We start from the raw sequence: 17,839 nt of genomic DNA on the forward strand, positions 1-17,839 counted from the left end.
GATGCGGCGTTCCCCGGCCACCCGCCCGGCGGCGGCAACGGCCCGGCGGCCCCGGCGCGGCCTTGACAGCGCCACCTGTTAACCGTTTCACTTAAACGCATCAGTTAAGCGGTTAAGTGAAACGGTCCAAGGCGCGTCGCACCGCGTGCGCCGCGCACCCTACGACCGCCCCGCACTCCGAGGGAGGCCCGTGCCCACCGACGTCCACCAGCACATCTGGCCGCCCGAGTTCATCGCGCTGCTGCGCTCCCGCAGTGTGCCGCCGCGGCTGGACGGCTGGACGCTGCACCTGCCGGGCGAACCCCCGTACGCCGTCGACCCCGCCGACCACGACATCGCGGCCCGCGCCCGGCTCGCCCGCGCCGACGGCCTCGACCTGGCCCTGGTGTCGCTCTCCAGCCCGCTCGGCATCGAATACCTGCCGCCCGCCGAGGCCGCACCGCTGCTCGCCGCGTTCCACGACGGCGCCCTGGATCTGCCCGCCCCCTTCGGCGTCTGGGCCTCCGCCTGCCTGTCCGCACCCGAGCCGGACACCGAGGCGCTGCGCCGCGAGCTGGGCCGCGGCTGCGTGGGGCTCCAACTGCCCGCCACCGCCCTGCTCGACGCCGCCGGGTGGGCCCGCTGCGCACCGCTGCTGGACGCCGCCGCCGAACAGGACGCCCCGCTGTTCATCCACCCCGGCCCGGCCCCGTCCGCCGGCCGGGACGCGCCCGCCTGGTGGCCGGCCCTGGTCCCGTACCTCCAGCAGCTGCACGCCTCCTGGTTCGCCTTCCGCGCCTTCGGCCGGCCGCGCCACCCGGATCTGCGGGTCTGCTTCGCGGCCCTGGCGGGCCTGGCGCCGCTGCACGGCGAGCGGCTGGTCGCCCGCGGCGGCGGCCGGGAGCGCGGCCGGGTGGACTGCAAGGCGTTCTACGAGACGTCCTCGTACGGGACCCGTGCGGTCGACGCGCTCGTCCGGGCCGCGGGCATCGACGTCGTCGTCAGCGGCAGCGACCGCCCCTATGCCGAACCCGTCCTCCCCGACCTCGGCGCGGACGCCGCCGTCCACGCCCTGCGCACCGCCAACCCGGCCCGCCTGCTGGGCCCGACGAAAGGAGCCCGCCCATGACGTACCGCACCTCCCTGGCCGCCACCGCCCGCGAGGTCCCCGACGGCGACGAGCCGTTCACCGCACTGCCCGAGCGCAACCTCGACAGGCGCGAGCTGCAGGCCCTGGTCGAGCAGCTCGCCTCCCGTCCGGACCTGTGGCGCGAACAGGTCGCGTTCTCGGACACCGAGCGCCACTACGCCTCCCTGCACCGCGATGAGTTCGTCGATGTCTGGCTGCTGTGCTGGACCCGGCAGAACGACACCGGCTGGCACGACCACGACCTGTCCTCCGGGGCGGTCCACGTGGTCCAGGGCACGCTGACCGAGTCCAACCCCCGGATCGGCGGCGAGCACCTGGCCACCGCGGTCGGCGCGGGCTCCTCCTTCTGCTTCGGCCCGGATCACATCCACCGGCTGACCGGCGCGAGTGACGATGCGGTCTCCGTGCACGCCTACTCGCCGCCGTTGTGGCGGCTGGGCCAGTACGACATCACCGAGGACGGGCTGATGCGCCGGGTCTCGGTCTCGTACGCGGACGAGCTGCGGCCGACCGACGGGGCGACCGCGGCCTGACCGGCCGGTGCGGCCCGGCGGCCCGCCCCCCGGCGGTCGGGCCGCCGGGCCGCACCAGGTCCGTCACCACGAATCACCCCCCACCTATTGACCTTCCATTCATCGCCATCGATCCTGCATGAATCCATACAGGCAGCAATGCGAGGCGGACTCATGGCAGGTGTGGTCGAACAGCGCTCCATCGACGTCGTCCCCGACGACGAACGGCACGGCAGCGCGGTCAGCCAGTTCACGCTCTGGCTGGGCGCCAACCTCCAGATCACCGCCGTCATCACCGGCGCGCTGGCCGTCGTCTTCGGGGCGAACGCCTTCTGGTCGCTGATCGGGCTGCTGCTCGGCAACCTCCTGGGCGGTGCGGTGATGGCGCTGCACTCCGCCCAGGGGCCGCGGCTGGGCCTGCCGCAGATGATCACCTCGCGGGCCCAGTTCGGGGTGCGCGGCGCGGTGGTCCCGCTGGCCCTGGTCATCGTGATGTACATCGGGTTCTTCGCCAGCGGCAGCGTGCTGGCCGGGCAGGCGGTCGGCGAGCTGACCCATCTCGGCGAGACACCGGGGATCGTCCTCTTCGCCGCGGTCACCGCCGTCGCCGCGGCCGTCGGCTACCGCCTGATCCACACCCTCGGCAAGGTCGCCGGCCTGGTCTGCGCGCTGACGTTCGTCTACCTCGGCATCCGGCTGCTGCAGCGCACCGACCTCGGCACGCTCCTCGCCGACCACCGCTTCGGACTGCCGGTCTTCCTGCTCGCCGTCTCGCTCTCGGCCTCCTGGCAGCTGGCGTTCGGCCCGTACGTCGCGGACTACTCGCGCTACCTGCCGCGGCACACCTCGGCACGCGCCACGTTCTGGTGGACGCTCTCCGGCTCGGTGCTCGGCTCGCAGTGGTCGATGACGTTCGGCGCGCTGGCCGCCGCCGCGGCGCCCGGGGCGTTCGTGGGGCACGAGGTCGGCTACATCGTCGGGCTGGGCGGCGCGGGCCTGATCGCCTCGGTCCTCTACTTCGTCATCGCCCTCGGCAAGCTGACCATCAACATCCTCAACACCTACGGCGGGTTCATGTCGCTGGTCACCAGCGTCAGCGGCTTCCGCGGGCAGCGCACCCTCACCCCGCGCGGCCGCTCCGCCTACATCGCAGGGATCATGGTGGCCGGCACCGCCGTCGCCCTCCTGGGCAAGGACTCGTTCCTGACGTCCTTCAAGGACTTCCTGCTCTTCCTGCTGACCTTCTTCACGCCCTGGTCGGCGATCAACCTCGTCGACTACTACCTGATCTCCAAGGAGCGCTACGACATCCCGGCGCTCAGCGACCCCACCGGCCGCTACGGCGCCTGGAACGTCCGGGCACTGTCGGTCTACGTCCTCGGGGTGCTCGCCCAGCTCCCGTTCCTGGCCACGCACTTCTACACCGGCCCCCTGGTCGCCCCGCTCGGCGGCGCCGATGTCTCCTGGCTCGTGGGACTCGCCGTACCGGCCGTCCTGTACTGGCTCGTCGCCCGCCGCGACACCGCGCGCACGGCACCCCCGGCAGCACCCCGGGAGGACCCGCAGGCCGCCGGATTGGGGGGCTAGCCCTACCGCGCCGGCCGCCCGGCGTCCGTATTCTCGACGCCATGGCGACTCACGACCCCGACCTGCGCAAGGAACTCGACGCGACCCTCCAGACGCGCAAGGAGCTGGGGCCGGAGTACGAGTCGGAGCTCCTGGAGTCCTTCCTGGAGAAGCTGGACCGGAGCGTCGACCAGCGGGTGCGGCGGCAACTCGCCGAGCAGCAGGTCCAGGTGGCCCGCGGCGCCCGGCCGCCGCGCCCCCCGGGCAGCGGCCGGGACTTCTGGGAACGGTTCGGGTTCGCCGCGCTCTCGCTGGTGCTGGCCGTGCCGCTGTCCGCGATCGCCGCGGCCCATGCCGGGGAGACGGGGCTGCTGATCTGCTGGGCCGGGATCGTCGGCGTCAACGCCGTACAGAGCAGCAGTGTCCATCAGCTCCTGCGCTCGCGTACGGACCGCCGCGACGACTGCGCGGACTGAAGACTCCGGCGGGAGCCGGATGTTGCGGGGACCGCCGCACCCCGGCGCTGCCGGGGGCGGGACGACGGCGGTCCCCGCAAGGGACGCGTACCGGTTCGGAGCCGGTCGTCGCATCCGGTGGCGACCGGGGGTCCGGGAGCCGCTCCGGAGGTCCTTGTCGCCGTGCCATCACTGTGCCCGACGCGTGTTAAGCCCATGCTGCGAGCACATGACGCCTCCGTACACCTTGCGCCCACGGCCCGTTTCCCTAAGGCCACTTGACGCCGTGACGGAGGCGGAAACGGACGGCGGCCGGGGCGGGCGGCAGTCGCCGCCCCGCGCCCCGGCCGCCGGTCCCGCTGCTACTTCCCGGCCTCGCGCGCCAGGTAGGCCAGCAGGTCCTGCCGGCTGACCACGCCCTTCGGCTTGCCCTCGACGAGGACGATCGCCGCGTCCGCGCTCTCCAGCACCGCCATCAGATCGGCGACCGGCTCGCCGGAGCCGACCTGCGGCAGCGGCGGGCACATGTGCTTCTCCAGCGGGTCGGTCAGCGAGGCGCGCTGGGTGAACAGCGCGTCCAGCAGCTCGCGCTCGACGACCGAGCCGACGACCTCGGCGGCCATCACGTCCGGGTGGCCCGCGCCCGGCTTGACGATCGGCATCTGCGAGACGCCGTACTCGCGCAGCACCTCGATCGCCTCGCCGACGGTCTCCTCCGGGTGCATGTGGACCAGCGAGGGCAGTGCGCCCTCCTTGTGCTGGAGCACCTCGCCGACCCGGGCGGCGGTGCCGCCCTCCTCCAGGAAGCCGTAGTCGGCCATCCACTCGTCGTTGAAGATCTTGGACAGGTAGCCGCGGCCGCTGTCCGGCAGCAGCACCACCACCACATCGTCCGGGCCGAGCTTCGCGGCGACCTCCAGCGCACCCACCACGGCCATCCCGCAGGAGCCGCCGACGAGCAGGCCCTCCTCCTTGGCGAGCCGCCGGGTCATCTGGAAGGCGTCCTTGTCCGAGACCGCCACGATCTCGTCCGCGACGGTGCGGTCGTAGGCGGTCGGCCAGAAGTCCTCGCCGACGCCCTCGATCAGATACGGGCGCCCGGAGCCGCCGCTGTAGACGGAGCCCTCCGGGTCGGCGCCGATGACCTTGACCCGGCCGTCACTGGCGTCCTTCAGATAGCGGCCGGTGCCGCTGATCGTGCCGCCGGTGCCGACGCCCGCCACGAAGTGCGTGATCCGCCCCTCGGTCTGCTCCCACAGCTCGGGACCGGTGGTCTCGTAGTGGGAGCGCGGGTTGTTCGCGTTGCTGTACTGGTCCGGCTTCCACGCGCCGGGCGTCTCGCGCACCAGCCGGTCCGAGACGTTGTAGTACGAGTCCGGGTGCTCGGGGTCGACGGCGGTCGGGCAGACCACCACCTCGGCCCCGTAGGCACGCAGCACGTTGATCTTGTCCGTGGACACCTTGTCCGGGCAGACGAAGATGCACTTGTAACCCTTTTGCTGGGCGACGATCGCCAGGCCCACACCCGTGTTGCCGGATGTCGGCTCGACGATGGTCCCGCCCGGCTGCAACTCACCCGACTGCTCGGCGGCCTCGATCATCCGCACGGCGATCCGGTCCTTGACCGACCCGCCGGGGTTGAAGTACTCGACCTTCGCCAGGACGGTGGCCTGGATCCCTCGAGTGACGTTGTTGAGCCGCACGAGCGGGGTGTTGCCGACTAGCTCAATCATCGAATCGTAAAACTGCACGGTGGTCTCCGCGGTCGGGGGCACGCTCTCCTGCGCCCGTGCGGCCAGCCTATTGCCCGGGTCCGTTAGAGGAGGGATGCGTTGCGTTCCGTGCAGGAACGGGCAACACCCTGTTGTAGGAGTTCTTGCCGATCGATGAGCGCGTCCGGCCTCCGGGGTCAGGGCGCGCCCGCACTGCGCGGGGAGGTGCCCGGCCCATGCCGATGACGATGTCCAGGGCCAGAGTGGCCCGGCGGATCGCGACCGCCGCCGCCGTCGGCGGCGGCGGGATCGGGCTGCTCGGGGTGGCCACCGTCGGTGTGCTGCTGACCGAGGTCCGGCTGGCGCGCCGGACGGTCGGCGGCTCCAGCGACATCCCGCCGTGCGCCGACGGCCGCTACGGCGCCGCCTTCGACCACCGCACCGACCGCCGGCCCCTGCGGCTCGGCTTCCTCGGCGACTCCACCGCCGCGGGCCAGGGCGTCCACCGCGCCCGCCAGACTCCGGGCGCGCTGCTCGCCTCCGGCCTGGCCGCGCTCTCCGAGCTGCCCGTCGACTTCCGCAACGTGGCGCTGCCCGGTGCGCAGTCGGACGACCTGGCGCGCCAGGTGGAGCTGATGCTGACGGACGGCACCGAGGCCCCGGACGTCTGCGTCATCATGATCGGCGCGAACGACGTCACCCACCGGATGCCGCTCGCGCAGTCCGTGCGCCATCTCTCCGAGGCGGTGCGCGCGCTGCGTGCGGCGGGCTGTGAGGTGGTCGTCGGCACCTGCCCCGATCTGGGCACCATCGAGCCGGTCTATCAGCCGCTGCGCTGGGTGGCCCGGCGGCTCTCCCGGCAGCTCGCCGCCGCCCAGACCATCGGGGTGGTCGAGAGCGGCGGCCGTACGGTCTCGCTCGGCGATCTGCTCGGCCCCGAATTCGAGGCGCATCCACGGGAGCTGTTCGGGCCGGACAACTACCACCCGTCGGCCGAGGGCTACGCCACCGCCGCGATGGCCGTCCTGCCGACGCTGTGCGCCTCGCTCGGCCTGTGGCCGGAGAAGGAGCAGCCGGAGCCCTCCCGCGGCGAGGGTCTGCTGCCGGTCGAGCAGGCGGCCGCCGAGGCGGCCTCCGAGGGCGGCACGGAGGTCACCGGCTCCCGTGCGCCCTGGGCGCTGCTCAAGCACCGCAGGCGCCGTCAGCTGCCGGTGGCGGACCCGACGGACCCCTCGTCGGTCGCCCCCTGACGGGCTGCCGCCCCGGATGCCCGGGGCGGCGCGTGGCCGCCGAGGAGGGGTCGGCGGGAATACCCCGCGGCCCCTCCTCGTTCCATAAGCGCGCGCTTAGAAAAGAGGCCCGCATCACAGCGCGGACCCCGTGACCTCAGCACTACGTGCAGGTAACTTCCCTCACAGTCCGCCGTTTTCTCGCGCACTTGGAGCCGTGTGATGCCCGAAGCCGTGATCGTCTCAGCCGCCCGCTCCCCGATCGGCCGCGCCTTCAAGGGCTCGCTCAAGGACCTGCGTCCGGACGACCTGACCGCGAAGATCATCGAGACCGCCCTCGCCAAGGTCCCCGAGCTGGACCCCAAGGACATCGACGACCTGATGCTCGGCTGCGGTCTCCCCGGTGGCGAGCAGGGCCACAACCTCGGCCGCATCGTGGCCGTCCAGATGGGGATGGACCACCTCCCGGGCTGCACCATCACCCGTTACTGTTCCTCCTCGCTCCAGACGACCCGCATGGCGCTGCACGCCATCAAGGCCGGCGAGGGCGACGTCTTCATCTCGGCCGGTGTCGAGACCGTCTCGCGCAGCATCAAGGGCAGCTCCGACGGCCTGCCGGACACCCACAACCCGCTCTTCGCCGATGCCGAGGCCCGTACCGCGGCACGCGCCGAGCAGGAGGGCGCCGACTGGCGCGACCCGCGCGAGGACGGCCTGATCCCGGACGCGTACATCTCGATGGGCCAGACCGCGGAGAACCTCGCCCGCCTCAAGGGCGTCACCCGCCAGGACATGGACGAGTTCGGCGTCCGGTCCCAGAACCTCGCCGAGAAGGCGATCAACGACGGGTTCTGGGAGCGGGAGATCACCCCGGTCACGCTGCCCGACGGCACGGTCGTCTCCAAGGACGACGGCCCCCGCGCCGGCGTCACCGTCGAGGGCGTCTCCGGCCTCAAGCCGGTCTTCCGCCCCGACGGCCTGGTGACCGCCGGCAACTGCTGCCCGCTGAACGACGGCGCCGCCGCGCTGGTCATCATGTCCGACACCAAGGCGCGCGAGCTCGGCCTGACGCCGCTGGCCCGGATCGTCTCCACCGGCGTCTCGGGCCTCTCCCCCGAGATCATGGGCTACGGCCCGGTCGAGGCCAGCAAGCAGGCGCTGCGGCGGGCCGGCCTCTCGGTCTCCGACATCGACCTGGTCGAGATCAACGAGGCGTTCGCCGCCCAGGTCATCCCGTCCTACCGCGACTTGGGCATCGACCTGGACCGCCTGAACGTGAACGGCGGCGCGATCGCCGTCGGCCACCCCTTCGGCATGACCGGCGCCCGCATCACCACCACCCTCATCAACTCCCTCCAGTGGCACGACAAGCAGTTCGGCCTGGAGACGATGTGCGTGGGCGGCGGCCAGGGCATGGCGATGGTCATCGAGCGGCTGAGCTGAGCTGTAGCGGAGGGTAGGGGTCGGGTACGAGGAACGAGTGCCCGGCACCTGCCCGCAGCGGAGGCGAAGCTCAGCGCGACCACGAACACGCGCGGCTGAGCTGAGCTGTAGCGGAGGGTAGGGGTCGGGTACGAGGAACGAGCGCCCGGCACCTGCCCGCAGCGGAGGCGAAGCTCAGCGCGACCACGAACACGCGCGGCTGAGCTGAGCTGTAGCGGAGGGTAGGGGTCGGGTGCGAGGAACGAGCGCCCGGCACCTGCCCGCAGCGGAGGCGAAGCTCAGCGCGACCACGAACACGCGCGGCGCGACCCGCCAACGCGCGGGCCGAGCGCGCCACCAGCACAGACCGTGACCATCAGCCCCACCGAAGCGGAACCGTCGGCTCGGACTCCTCCCTCCGCGCCGCTCGCAAGGGAGCGCGACAAAACGGACCAACTCCCGCCCGGCGCACACCCTTCGCTGTTGTGCGGATACGGGCGGCGACACGGCGTGACCTGGGCCACTCGTTAACGAGATCGCGACCCAATCTCCCCCAGGATTGTGACCAACGCCCTGGGGGAGAGGCGTTCTTGCAGGTCAGCAGGGGGACACTCGGACACATGGAGCCCCGGCTCCCCTCCTTTTCGGGACATAGTGCACCCGGAGCGGTCGCCGACCACCGGCAGGCTGATGTAGGAAGTCGGAGAACATTCTGCTAACGGGAGTACGCCGGTGAGCGATGCGCTACCAGGAGTGATCCCGTGAGCGAGCGCATCAAGGGGGGTCGCCCCGACCGAAGGCCGGGGCGAGTCCACGTATCGATGCGCGGCCCGTGCGAAGAGGGCCGCCGAGCGAAGTGGGGAGGACGCATGAGCGAGCGCCACATCGGGGTCTCCCTGGCCGAAGGCCGGGGGCACATCTCCGGATGGTGCGCGTCTCGCACATGCGGGACCGAACAAAGAGAGGTTTCGGCATGAGCGTCACCACCCTCGTCCTGCTAGTGGCCGCGGCCGTCGCCGTGGCGCTGGGCGCCGCCGCCCTGCACACCGCCCGCGCCCTGCGCCGCCAGATCGCCGAGCTGCACGCCGAGCTCGGCGCGGCCCGCCAGGACACCGTCGCGGGCGCCGCGGCGGCGCACCCGGCCGCGGCGACCATCCCGGCCGCCCGCACCGGCCAGGCCGCCGAGACCCCGCTCGCGGACATACGTGCTGCCGTCGCCGACGCCCTGGCCGAGGAGCGCGAGCGCGAACTGGCCGAGGCCCGCGCCTTCTGGGCCGCACAGGAGGCCAGGGACGCCGCCGACGCGCCATCGCTGCTCGGCGGCCTCGTCGGACTCGGCGACGAGGGCCTCCTCGACCCCCGCGAGCTGCCCGAGCGCCAGGACCCCGACCGGCTCGACACCCAGCCGTTCCTGCCCCGCCAGGCGGACCTGGCCGGGCTCGAACCGCTGCTGGGCCAGGACGCCCTGGAGGCGATGGACGCGCTGGAGTCCATGGACGCCCTGGACGCGCCGGAGTTGGAGCCGGTCGAGGAGACCGAGTCCGCCGAGCTGGCCGCCGCGCGCCGGCGCCACCCCTCGCACCCCGACTTCTCCCCGTCCCCGGCGATCAGTGATCACGAGCGCACCGTCGCGCGCCTGGAGGAGCTGGCGCGGCAGGCGACCCCGCTCGCGGACGTACGCCCCGGCCCCCTGGGCACCCTGGATGTCTATGTCTTCACCGACGGCACCACGCTCTGCCTGACCCCCGGGCAGCGCGAGACCGCGGAGCGCGTGGCCGGTGCACTGCACGCGGGGCACGCCCCCGTGCTGCTGGGCGGCTCCGGTATCTCCGGCGCGTATGCGCTGACCTTCTCCTGGGGCGAGAACCGCGAGGAGAGCGTCTACGTCCTCGCCGACCGCGTCATCGCCTCGCTCTGACCCGGCGCGGCGGCTCGCCTCAGCAGCGTTCCGCCGCCGCCCGTACGCATCGCACGGCCTCCGCCAGTTCCTCGGCGGGGGCCACTTTCGCGTCAGAATCCCCCGTTCCGTCGGCCATCCGCACCGCCGCGGCCCGCAGCGCCTCGACGAGGTCATGGCCGGCCACCGCCAGCTGGTCGCCGGCCGCGAACACCCCGGCGTCCGGCAGTTCGTACGGCGGCTCCCCCGGCCGCTCGATCAGCTGTGCCCTGGTCGCCAACTGGCGTGCCAGCGCCAGTCCTTCGGCCGCGGCACCGTGGTGGAGCCTGCTCTGCGGCAGCGCCCGGAGGCGGTCGGCGAGGGCGTCCACGGCGGTCTGCAAGGGGGTCACGTCAAGCACGCCGTGAGCCTATGCGCCACCCCGGGGTGGTTGCCAACGCCCGAACGCTCAGGCACGGTGGGCTGAAGAACCAGCATCGACCGCGTCCGGAGGCGCCGATGTCTCAGCTCTTCTCCGAAGAGACCCACCGGAACATGCTCTCCCGTATCCCGCACTGCACCGGCCGGGAAATCTCCGACTGGCTCCGCACGGTTGAGGAAGGCCCCGCTCTCTTCCGTTTCGATGAAAAAGTCAGCTGGCTGCGTGGCGAGCACAATCTCGCCTATGGCCACGCCAAGGCAATCGTCCATGAACACGACCTCAGGCGCGCCGCGCGCAAGTTCTGAGCCGCGGTGACGGGGCTCGGCCCCGGTCCGGCTCGGGACATTCCTCCTTCACCATGCCGAAGGGCCCGCGGGCATATTGCCCGCGGGCCCTTCGTATGGCGCGTACGGCGTTTCCGCGCCCGCGCCGTTTCGGGGTCAGTCGCCCCGGAGGATCGAGATCAGCCGCAGCATCTCCATGTAGATCCACACCAGCGTCAGCGTCAGGCCGAACGCCGCCAGCCAGGACTCCTCGCGCGGAGCGCCGTAGGCGATGCCGTCCTCGACCTGCTTGAAGTCCAGGGCCAGGAACAGCGCACCGAGGACCACGCCCACGATGCCGAAGACGATGCCCAGGCCGCCGCTGCGGAAGCCGAGGCCCTCACCGCCGCCGAACGCCATGAACAGGACGTTGACCAGCGACAGCAGGACGAATCCCATGGCCGCGATCATCACGAAGCGGGTGAAGCGGGCGGTGACCCGCACGATCCGCGTCTTGTAGGCCACCAGCATGGCGACGAACACCGCCATCGTGCCCAGCACCGCCTGCATGGGGGCGCCGTGCATGTTCGGCAGCATGTTGATGTAGCCGCTGAGCGCGCCGAGGAAGACTCCCTCCAGGGCCGCGTACGCCAGGATCAGCACGGGCGACGGCTTGCGCTTGAAGGACTGCACGAGCGCCAGCACCATCGCGACCAGAGCGGCGCCGACGGCGAAGCCGAGGCTCTGGGTCAGGAAGAGCCAGCCGACGGTGGCGCCCGCGATGACCGTGCCGAGCGTCATGCCCGTGCGCGCGACGACGTCGTCCATCGTCATCGGGCGGGTCTGCGGCGCGTACTGCGGCGGCGCCTGGGTGGCCTGCTGCGGGTCCTGGGCGTAGGGGTTGCCCCCCTGCGCGTAGGGGTTGGTTCCGGCGTACGGGTTGGCGGCGCCCCCGGCCTGCGGCGGCGCGTTGAAGCCCGCGTAGCCGGTGTCGCGGCTGAACCCCCGTCGCGAGAAGACCGGGTTGCTGCTCCTCATCTCACTCCTCCATGGCCGCCGTGCGCGGCCTTGACGGCAAGCGTAATGGCTTGGCAAAGGGACGTCGCTAGTTCTTGAGCAGGATCTTTCCCCGAACTCGTGCCGACACGTCCTCCATGAGGAGGACGTACGAGGAGGCGGAGAGGTGCCCGGACCGGGGCCCGGCCGCCGGCGCACGGTCGGCGGCCGCCCCGCCCTTACACCCTCGCGTCACCCCGTCACCGGCATTCCATGTATTCGATCTCTTGCCGTGTTCTTGCCGTTGCCTTGCCGCGCTCTCACGGCCCTCTTGCCGGCGCCTTGTCGTTGTCCTGCCACTCTCCGGTCGCGGCCTTGCCGCCACCGTCGTCCGTTGCCGTCGCGCGATGCCTCCGTGCTCGAACTGTCATTTCCTTCCGCTTCCCCGCGGCGCCTTCCCCTGCCGCTACGCACGGAATCCGATAAATGTCTGATCGCAACGGGCGTCACATGAACGCGGGAAGCAACCGATTCGCAGGGGTGCCCGTCTTCCCTGCTGGCCGGAGCCTGCCCCGGCGGATGGATCGCACGACTGACGCATGGTCACGGTCCGAACGCCGGAGTGCCCTTCCCGACGCTCCCTCGACTCACGGTCCGTAGCACTATGGATGCGATCGGTTGTAATCCTGGGGGATAGATAGGGCTATTCTGGCGGGAAACAGTAGCGAAAGAGGGTTGAGGTGCCTGTGCCTGACGTCTCAGTAGTCGTCATCGTCTACAACGACGCCGACCGGTTGCCGACCGCGGTCCAGTCCGTACTGGACCAAACGCTCCGGGACGTCGAGGTGGTGATCGTCGACGACTGCAGCACCGACCGTTCTTTCGAAGTGGCACAGCAACTCGCGGCCGGTCATCCCGGGCGGATCAGAGCCTTCCAGCTGCCGGAGAACAGCGGTGCGGGGGGCGAGCCGCGGAACGTCGGTATCCAGCACACCCAGGGCCGGTACGTCATGTTCCTGGACAGTGATGACGTCCTGGAACACAACGCCTGCAGAAATATGCTGGAGGCGGCGGAGGAAACCGGGTCGGATATTGTTTCCGGTCTGTGCGTCCGGCTGCACCTGGACACCCGCAATCAGAAGCGGGACGAGTGGTACGCCTGGCTGTATTCCACGACCCGTACGCTGGAGTCCGTCACGGAATTGCCGGACCTGTTTGTGTGGGACACCCTTTCCACCAACAAGTGCTACCGCCGGGATTTCCTCGTCGAGAACAATCTCCGATTCCCCAAGGGAATGTTCTACGAGGACCTGATGTTTATCGCCGACGCATATCTCGCGGCCCGGCGCATCACCCTGATCCCCAATCAGGTCTATTTCTGGCACGTCCATGAGCAGGCCGCCGTGAAGTCGGTGACGAACCGGCGCCACGAAATGAGCAACTTCGCCCACCGGCTGGAAATCCACCGGCGTATCGACGCCCTGCTGGCGGCGCGCGGGCTGACCGAGATGAAGCTCGCCAAGGACGTCAAATTCCTCAAGCACGACCTGGTGCTGCATCTGCGGGATCTGCCGTTCCGGGACGATTCCTACCGCCAGGAGTTCGCGGAACTCTCCCGGGAATACCTCGCGAGCATCGCCCCCGAGGCGTACGACCGTGTGCAGCCGATACAGGCCATCTGTGCGTACCTGCTCCAGCAGGGTGACTGGGACAACCTGATCCCGGCCGTCGACACGCTCATCAACCGCGACAAGCTCTCCTCGCCGCTCGCCGAGCACGACGGGCGGATCTACTGGTGCGACGGCTACACCGACGACCCGTTCGGGCGCGGCGTGCTGGACGTGACCGACCTCGGCTACCACGAGAAGTCGGTCAACCAGCTGTTCCTGCGCAACCAGCTCACCGGCTTCGACGAGTCCGGCAGGTCCGTCTCGCTGACCGGCCGGATCACCAATCCGCTGGGCGTCGTCCCGCCCGGCGCGCAGCTCAAGGGCGAGCTGGAGTTCAGCGCCCGGCGGCGCAGCCTGCAGTCCTTCCACTTCCCGGTGCGGGTGCTGCGCCACGACGGCGACGCCATCCACTGGGAGACCGTCGCCGACCTCACCGCGAAGCTGCGCCCGCTGGGCATCGTCGACACCATCTGGGACGTCCGGCTGCGCCTGGACGTCGACGGGGTGCGCACCACGACCCGGCTCACCGTCGCCGACACCGAGCTGTCCGGCGGGCTGCCGGTGCGGCCGCGGCTGTCGCGGATGGTCGCCGACCACCTCGAACCGCATGTCTCGGCCAAGGGCCATCTCGCGTTCCGCCTGGTCAGCGAGAACCGCAACGCCGAGCGCGTCCAGGAGCTGATCAACCGCGGGGTGCGCGGCAGGCCGGGCACGCTGGCCAAGACCGGCTACCGCAAGGCGAAGGAGCTGCGCAAGAAGGTCACCTCCGGCGACAACAAGCTCCGCGCCTACCACGAGGTGTTCAGCCGGCTGCCGATCAAGAAGCGCACGGTGGTCTTCGAGAGCCACCTCGGCAAGCAGTACAGCGACAGCCCGCGCGCGATCTACGAGGAGATGCGCCGGCAGGGCCTGGAGTTCGAGGCGATCTGGTCGTACGCCGGGTCCCCGAAGAACTTCCCGAAGGGCGTCACGCTCGTACGGCGCTGGTCGCTGCCCTACCTCAAGGCGCTGGCGCAGGCCGAGTTCTGGGTGGACAACCAGAGCTATCCTCTCAAGCTCACCAAGCGTCCGGAGACCACCTACATCCAGACCTGGCACGGCTCGGCGCTGAAGAACATGGGCTTCGACCAGCCGGCACTGAAGGCGCAGACCCGCCAGCAGCAGGCGGCGCAGCAGCGCTCGCTGGACCGCTTCGACCGGTTCCTGATCCGCTCCGAGCACGATGTGCACACCCTCGCCAGGGCCTTCCGGCTCAAGGAGAAGACCCTGCTGCGGGTGGGGTACCCCCGTAATGACGCACTGGTCCGCACCCGGCAGCGGGAAGCGGCACTCGGAGCGCGCGAACGCGGGCCGCTGGCGGCCCAGTTGGGCATTCCCGCCGACAAGACGGTGCTGCTCTACGCACCGACCTTCCGCAAGACCGGCGGCCGCCACGCGCGCTTCGAATTGCCCTTCGACGTGGAGCGCTTCGCCGATCACTTCGGCGACCGCTACGTCCTCCTGGTGCGCTCGCACTACCTCAATCATGTGGTGCTGCCCCCGACCGTGGAGGGCCGGGTCATCGACGTATCGGCGCGCCACGACGTGACGCCCCTGCTGGAGCTGGCCGACGGGCTGATCACCGACTATTCCTCGGTGATGTTCGACTATGCGCTGCTCGACCGTCCGCTGGTGTTCTTCACCTACGACTACGACGAGTATGTGCACGAGGACCGGGGCACCTACTTCGATCTGCTGGAGCATGCGCCGGGCCCGGTGGTCCGCACCGAGGAAGATTTCCACCAGGCGATCAAGTCGTTCGAGTCGCAGTCTGCGGAATACGCGAAGAGCCGCAAGGAATTCGTCGCCAAGTTCGGAGAATACGACCAGGGCAACGCCGCCCAGAGCATCGTCGATCAGTTTTTCGCGCAGTGGAGCCGTTGATGACCGAGTCGTACGCAGCCGAGCCGCGGGACATCTTCTTCGTCTCCAACAGCGTCAACGAGATGGGCGGCATCACGAGTTGGTCGCACCAGATGGCGCGCCTGTTCAGTGAGCGCGGCCACCGGGTGCACATCGTGGGCGTGGTGCCGCCTCCCGAGGGACGGGTCCATGAGCTGGCGGCCGTCCTGCCGTTCGAGACGACCACGCTCTACTCCGAGCATCCGCCGACCGTCCGCCCGGCGCGCGGCCTCAAGGGCAGGCTCAACCTCGTCGAGCAGCGCCGCCGCGCCGCCCGCGAGGCCGGTATGCAGGAGCAGGCGGCCAAGATGAGCGCGCTGTTCCGGGCGGCGAAGCCGGGCGGCGTCGTGATCGTCACCCAGGTGTGGGCGATGGAGTGGGTCGCGCTGGCCGACACCGCGGGTCTGACGGTGATCGGAATGAGCCATGAATCGTTCGACACCTGCCGCAAGTCGTCCCGCTTCGGCCGGGTCAAGCGGTTTTACGGAGATGTCGACCGAATGCTGACGCTCACCCGGGAGGACGCCGACCGCTGGATCCGGCAGCGGATGGACAACGTCGGCTTCATGCCGAACCCGCTGCCGTTCTTCCCGGAGGTCCCCTCGGACCGCTCCCACAAGTGTGTGGTCAGCATCGGCCGGCTCCACGAGGAGAAGGGCGTGGACCTGCTGCTGGACGCCTGGGCGAAGGTCGCGCCGCAGCACCCCGACTGGACGCTGCGGCTCTACGGCTCCGGCGAGGAAGAGGAGGCGCTGCGCAAGCAGGCCGCGGAACTGGGGATCACCGCCACGGTCGAGTGGATGGGCCGGACCAACGATGTCCCCGGCGCGCTCCGGGACGGCGCGGTCTTCGCACTCAGCTCCCGCGGCGAGGGCTTCCCGCTGGCCCCCATGGAGGCCATGGCAACGGCCGTACCGTGCGTGGCGTTCGACGTGGCGCCCGGCGTCCACGAGATCATCTCGGACGGCGTGGACGGCCTCCTCGCTCCCCCGGGCAACGTCACCGAATTCGCCCGGCACCTCGACACCCTGATGTCCGACAAGACCCTCCGGGACACCATGGGTGAAACGGCCCGCGAGAACATCCAGCGATTCTCCACCGAGGAGATCGTCAGCCGCTGGGAGAGCCTGTTCGCCCTCGTGGAGCGCTGAGGGGGGGGCCGCTGAGGCGGCCGCGTACCGAGTGAGAGGGGCCGCCGGGAATGCCCGGCGGCCCCTCTCACTCGGTCCCGCACCTCAGGCGGTGGTCACTTGGTGAACACCAGGCTCACGTTGTGGCCGCCGAAGCCGAAGGAGTTGGCCAGGGAGGCGTTCCACCGGCCGGTGCGGTTCTCGCCCCGGATCACGTCGAGGTCGATCCTCGGGTCGAGGGTGTCGAGGTTGCGGACGGCGGGCGCCACGCCGTCCTTGAGGGCCAGCAGCGCCGCCAGCGCGCCGACCGCGCCGGAGGCGCCCAGCATGTGGCCGGTCATGGACTTCGTGGCCGTGACGCAGGCATGGGTGCCCACGGCACGGCCGATCGCCTCGGCCTCCGCCAGGTCGCCGGACTCGGTGGAGGTGGCGTGGGCGTGTACGTGGCCGATGTCCTGCGGGGTCAGTTCCGCGTCCCGCAGGGCCGTTTCGATGGCGTGGACCTGGCCCGCCGCGTCGGAGGCCGTGATGTGGTTCGCGCTGGAGCTCACGGCGCTGCCGCCCAGCGTGCCGTACGTCCGGGCGCCGCGGGCCCGCGCGAACTCGGCGCGCTCCAGGACCATGATTCCCACGCCCTCGCCCATGACGAAGCCGCTGCGGTCCACATCGAACGGGCGGGAGACCGACTCCGGGTCCTCGGACCGCGTGGAGAGCGCCTTCATCTGGGCGAAGGCGGCGATGGTGAACGGGTGCAGACAGGCCTCGACGCCACCCGCGACCACCACGTCCACCCGCCCGGCCCGGAGCAGGTCGAGGCCCAGCGCGAGCGCCTCGGCCCCGGACGCACAGGCGCTGACGGGCGTCCTGGCCCCGCCCTTGGCGCCGAGGTCCATGCTCACCCAGGCGGCCGGTCCGTTGGGCATGAGCATCGGGACCGCGAACGGCGAGAGCCGGCGCGCCCCGGACGTCTCGAAGAGGTCGTCCTGGCCGAGCGTGGTGAGCACACCGCCGGTACCGGTACCGATGACCACGGCCAGCCGTTCGGGCTCGACCCCGGGTGCGCCGGCGTCCCCCCAGGCCTCCCTGGAGGCGAGCAGCGCGAGCTGCTCGCCGCGGTCCAGCTTCCGGACTTCCACACGGGGCAGCGCGGCCGCGGGGTCCTCGGTGAGGCCGGCCGCGATGCTCACCGGGAGGCCGGTGGCCCACTCCTCCTCCAGCGCGCGCACGCCCGACTTCCCCGCCAGCAGCCCCGACCAGGACGATGACGCATCGGCGCCGACCGGAGTCATCGCTCCGACACCCGTCACCAGCACCTGACCGTTCTCGGTCATCTCCGTCTCCTCTGATCTCGTAGAAACTGCACAAAGCCCTTGACGATCTCGTAGACATCATCTCAACAATCAGCTCGGCAAACAGGCGAGGAGCAGACCGAGTTCGGCGACGGTGAGTTGTCACCTCTCCACAATTGCGTGCGGGGTCGCCGCGCTGAGCGGAAG

The 17,839-nt window shown here is 70.7% G+C and carries 14 protein-coding genes; 10 read left to right on the plus strand and 4 right to left on the minus strand.

Annotation, left to right across the window (positions count from 1 at the left end):
• The first annotated feature begins 190 nt into the window (after positions 1–190).
• The 4 genes from Scani_RS31890 (at position 191) to Scani_RS31905 (ending at position 3,683) form a co-directional block, all read left to right on the plus strand.
• Entirely contained in the window at positions 191–1,108 is a 918-nt protein-coding gene (locus Scani_RS31890) for an amidohydrolase family protein (RefSeq protein ID WP_159481216.1), read from the plus strand.
• Positions 1,105–1,662, plus strand: a complete 558-nt coding sequence (locus Scani_RS31895; protein WP_159481217.1) for a cysteine dioxygenase — start codon at positions 1,105–1,107, stop codon at positions 1,660–1,662. Before Scani_RS31890 ends, Scani_RS31895 begins: the two co-directional genes overlap by 4 nt.
• A 153-nt stretch (positions 1,663–1,815) precedes the next feature.
• The gene (locus Scani_RS31900) at positions 1,816–3,228 is read left to right on the plus strand and encodes a purine-cytosine permease family protein (RefSeq protein WP_159481218.1); all 1,413 of its coding nucleotides are present in this window, start codon (positions 1,816–1,818) and stop codon (positions 3,226–3,228) included.
• Between the two features lie 41 nt (positions 3,229–3,269).
• The gene (locus Scani_RS31905; RefSeq protein ID WP_159481219.1) at positions 3,270–3,683 is read left to right on the plus strand and encodes a hypothetical protein; all 414 of its coding nucleotides are present in this window, start codon (positions 3,270–3,272) and stop codon (positions 3,681–3,683) included.
• A 341-nt stretch (positions 3,684–4,024) separates the two neighbouring features.
• On the opposite strand, the gene Scani_RS31910 is transcribed toward Scani_RS31905, so the two are convergent.
• Positions 4,025–5,413 carry a cystathionine beta-synthase gene (locus Scani_RS31910; RefSeq protein ID WP_159481220.1) on the minus strand — a complete coding sequence of 463 codons (1,389 nt, stop codon included), beginning with the start codon at positions 5,411–5,413 and terminating at the stop codon, positions 4,025–4,027.
• Between the two features lie 197 nt (positions 5,414–5,610).
• On the opposite strand from Scani_RS31910, the gene Scani_RS31915 reads away from it, so the two are divergent.
• From Scani_RS31915 to Scani_RS31925, 3 genes are all read left to right on the plus strand, one after another.
• Positions 5,611–6,624, plus strand: coding sequence for an SGNH/GDSL hydrolase family protein (locus Scani_RS31915; RefSeq protein WP_159481221.1), 1,014 nt, complete (start codon positions 5,611–5,613; stop codon positions 6,622–6,624).
• A gap of 201 nt (positions 6,625–6,825) precedes the next feature.
• Positions 6,826–8,046 (plus strand): acetyl-CoA C-acetyltransferase, encoded by a 1,221-nt coding sequence (locus Scani_RS31920; RefSeq protein ID WP_159481222.1) that lies wholly within the window; start codon positions 6,826–6,828, stop codon positions 8,044–8,046.
• Between the two features lie 952 nt (positions 8,047–8,998).
• Positions 8,999–9,943, plus strand: a complete 945-nt coding sequence (locus tag Scani_RS31925) for a hypothetical protein (protein WP_159481223.1) — start codon at positions 8,999–9,001, stop codon at positions 9,941–9,943.
• Between the two features lie 19 nt (positions 9,944–9,962).
• Here the strand turns inward: Scani_RS31925 and Scani_RS31930 are convergent, their stop codons facing one another.
• On the minus strand, positions 9,963–10,322 hold the full coding sequence (locus Scani_RS31930) for a hypothetical protein (RefSeq protein ID WP_159481224.1): 360 nt from the start codon (positions 10,320–10,322) through the stop codon (positions 9,963–9,965).
• Positions 10,323–10,420: 98 nt separating this feature from the next.
• Between Scani_RS31930 and Scani_RS31935 the strand changes: the two genes are divergently transcribed.
• Complete coding sequence (locus Scani_RS31935) at positions 10,421–10,648, plus strand: DUF4287 domain-containing protein (RefSeq protein WP_030088455.1); 228 nt, start codon at positions 10,421–10,423, stop codon at positions 10,646–10,648.
• 135 nt (positions 10,649–10,783) lie between these two features.
• Here Scani_RS31935 and Scani_RS31940 read toward each other — a convergent pair whose 3' ends face one another.
• Positions 10,784–11,644, minus strand: coding sequence for a Bax inhibitor-1/YccA family protein (locus Scani_RS31940; protein WP_159481225.1), 861 nt, complete (start codon positions 11,642–11,644; stop codon positions 10,784–10,786).
• 704 nt (positions 11,645–12,348) lie between these two features.
• Here Scani_RS31940 and Scani_RS31945 point away from each other — a divergent pair.
• Positions 12,349–15,195, plus strand: coding sequence for a bifunctional glycosyltransferase/CDP-glycerol:glycerophosphate glycerophosphotransferase (locus tag Scani_RS31945; RefSeq protein ID WP_159482494.1), 2,847 nt, complete (start codon positions 12,349–12,351; stop codon positions 15,193–15,195).
• Complete coding sequence (locus tag Scani_RS31950) at positions 15,195–16,364, plus strand: glycosyltransferase (protein WP_159481226.1); 1,170 nt, start codon at positions 15,195–15,197, stop codon at positions 16,362–16,364. Before Scani_RS31945 ends, Scani_RS31950 begins: the two co-directional genes overlap by 1 nt.
• 95 nt (positions 16,365–16,459) lie before the next feature.
• Here Scani_RS31950 and Scani_RS31955 read toward each other — a convergent pair whose 3' ends face one another.
• Positions 16,460–17,674 carry a beta-ketoacyl-[acyl-carrier-protein] synthase family protein gene (locus Scani_RS31955; RefSeq protein WP_159481227.1) on the minus strand — a complete coding sequence of 405 codons (1,215 nt, stop codon included), beginning with the start codon at positions 17,672–17,674 and terminating at the stop codon, positions 16,460–16,462.
• Positions 17,675–17,839 lie beyond the last annotated feature (165 nt).

The organism is Streptomyces caniferus, assembly GCF_009811555.1.
Taxonomy (GTDB): domain Bacteria; phylum Actinomycetota; class Actinomycetes; order Streptomycetales; family Streptomycetaceae; genus Streptomyces; species Streptomyces caniferus.

Coding starts and splice junctions, on each gene's coding strand:
- Scani_RS31895 (WP_159481217.1), top strand. CDS start 1,105: ATGACGTACCGCACCTCCCTGGCCGCCACCGCCCGCGAGGTCCCCGAC.
- Scani_RS31900 (WP_159481218.1), top strand. CDS start 1,816: ATGGCAGGTGTGGTCGAACAGCGCTCCATCGACGTCGTCCCCGACGAC.
- Scani_RS31905 (WP_159481219.1), top strand. CDS start 3,270: ATGGCGACTCACGACCCCGACCTGCGCAAGGAACTCGACGCGACCCTC.
- Scani_RS31915 (WP_159481221.1), top strand. CDS start 5,611: ATGCCGATGACGATGTCCAGGGCCAGAGTGGCCCGGCGGATCGCGACC.
- Scani_RS31920 (WP_159481222.1), top strand. CDS start 6,826: ATGCCCGAAGCCGTGATCGTCTCAGCCGCCCGCTCCCCGATCGGCCGC.
- Scani_RS31925 (WP_159481223.1), top strand. CDS start 8,999: ATGAGCGTCACCACCCTCGTCCTGCTAGTGGCCGCGGCCGTCGCCGTG.
- Scani_RS31935 (WP_030088455.1), top strand. CDS start 10,421: ATGTCTCAGCTCTTCTCCGAAGAGACCCACCGGAACATGCTCTCCCGT.
- Scani_RS31940 (WP_159481225.1), bottom strand. CDS start 11,644: ATGAGGAGCAGCAACCCGGTCTTCTCGCGACGGGGGTTCAGCCGCGAC.
- Scani_RS31950 (WP_159481226.1), top strand. CDS start 15,195: ATGACCGAGTCGTACGCAGCCGAGCCGCGGGACATCTTCTTCGTCTCC.
- Scani_RS31955 (WP_159481227.1), bottom strand. CDS start 17,674: ATGACCGAGAACGGTCAGGTGCTGGTGACGGGTGTCGGAGCGATGACT.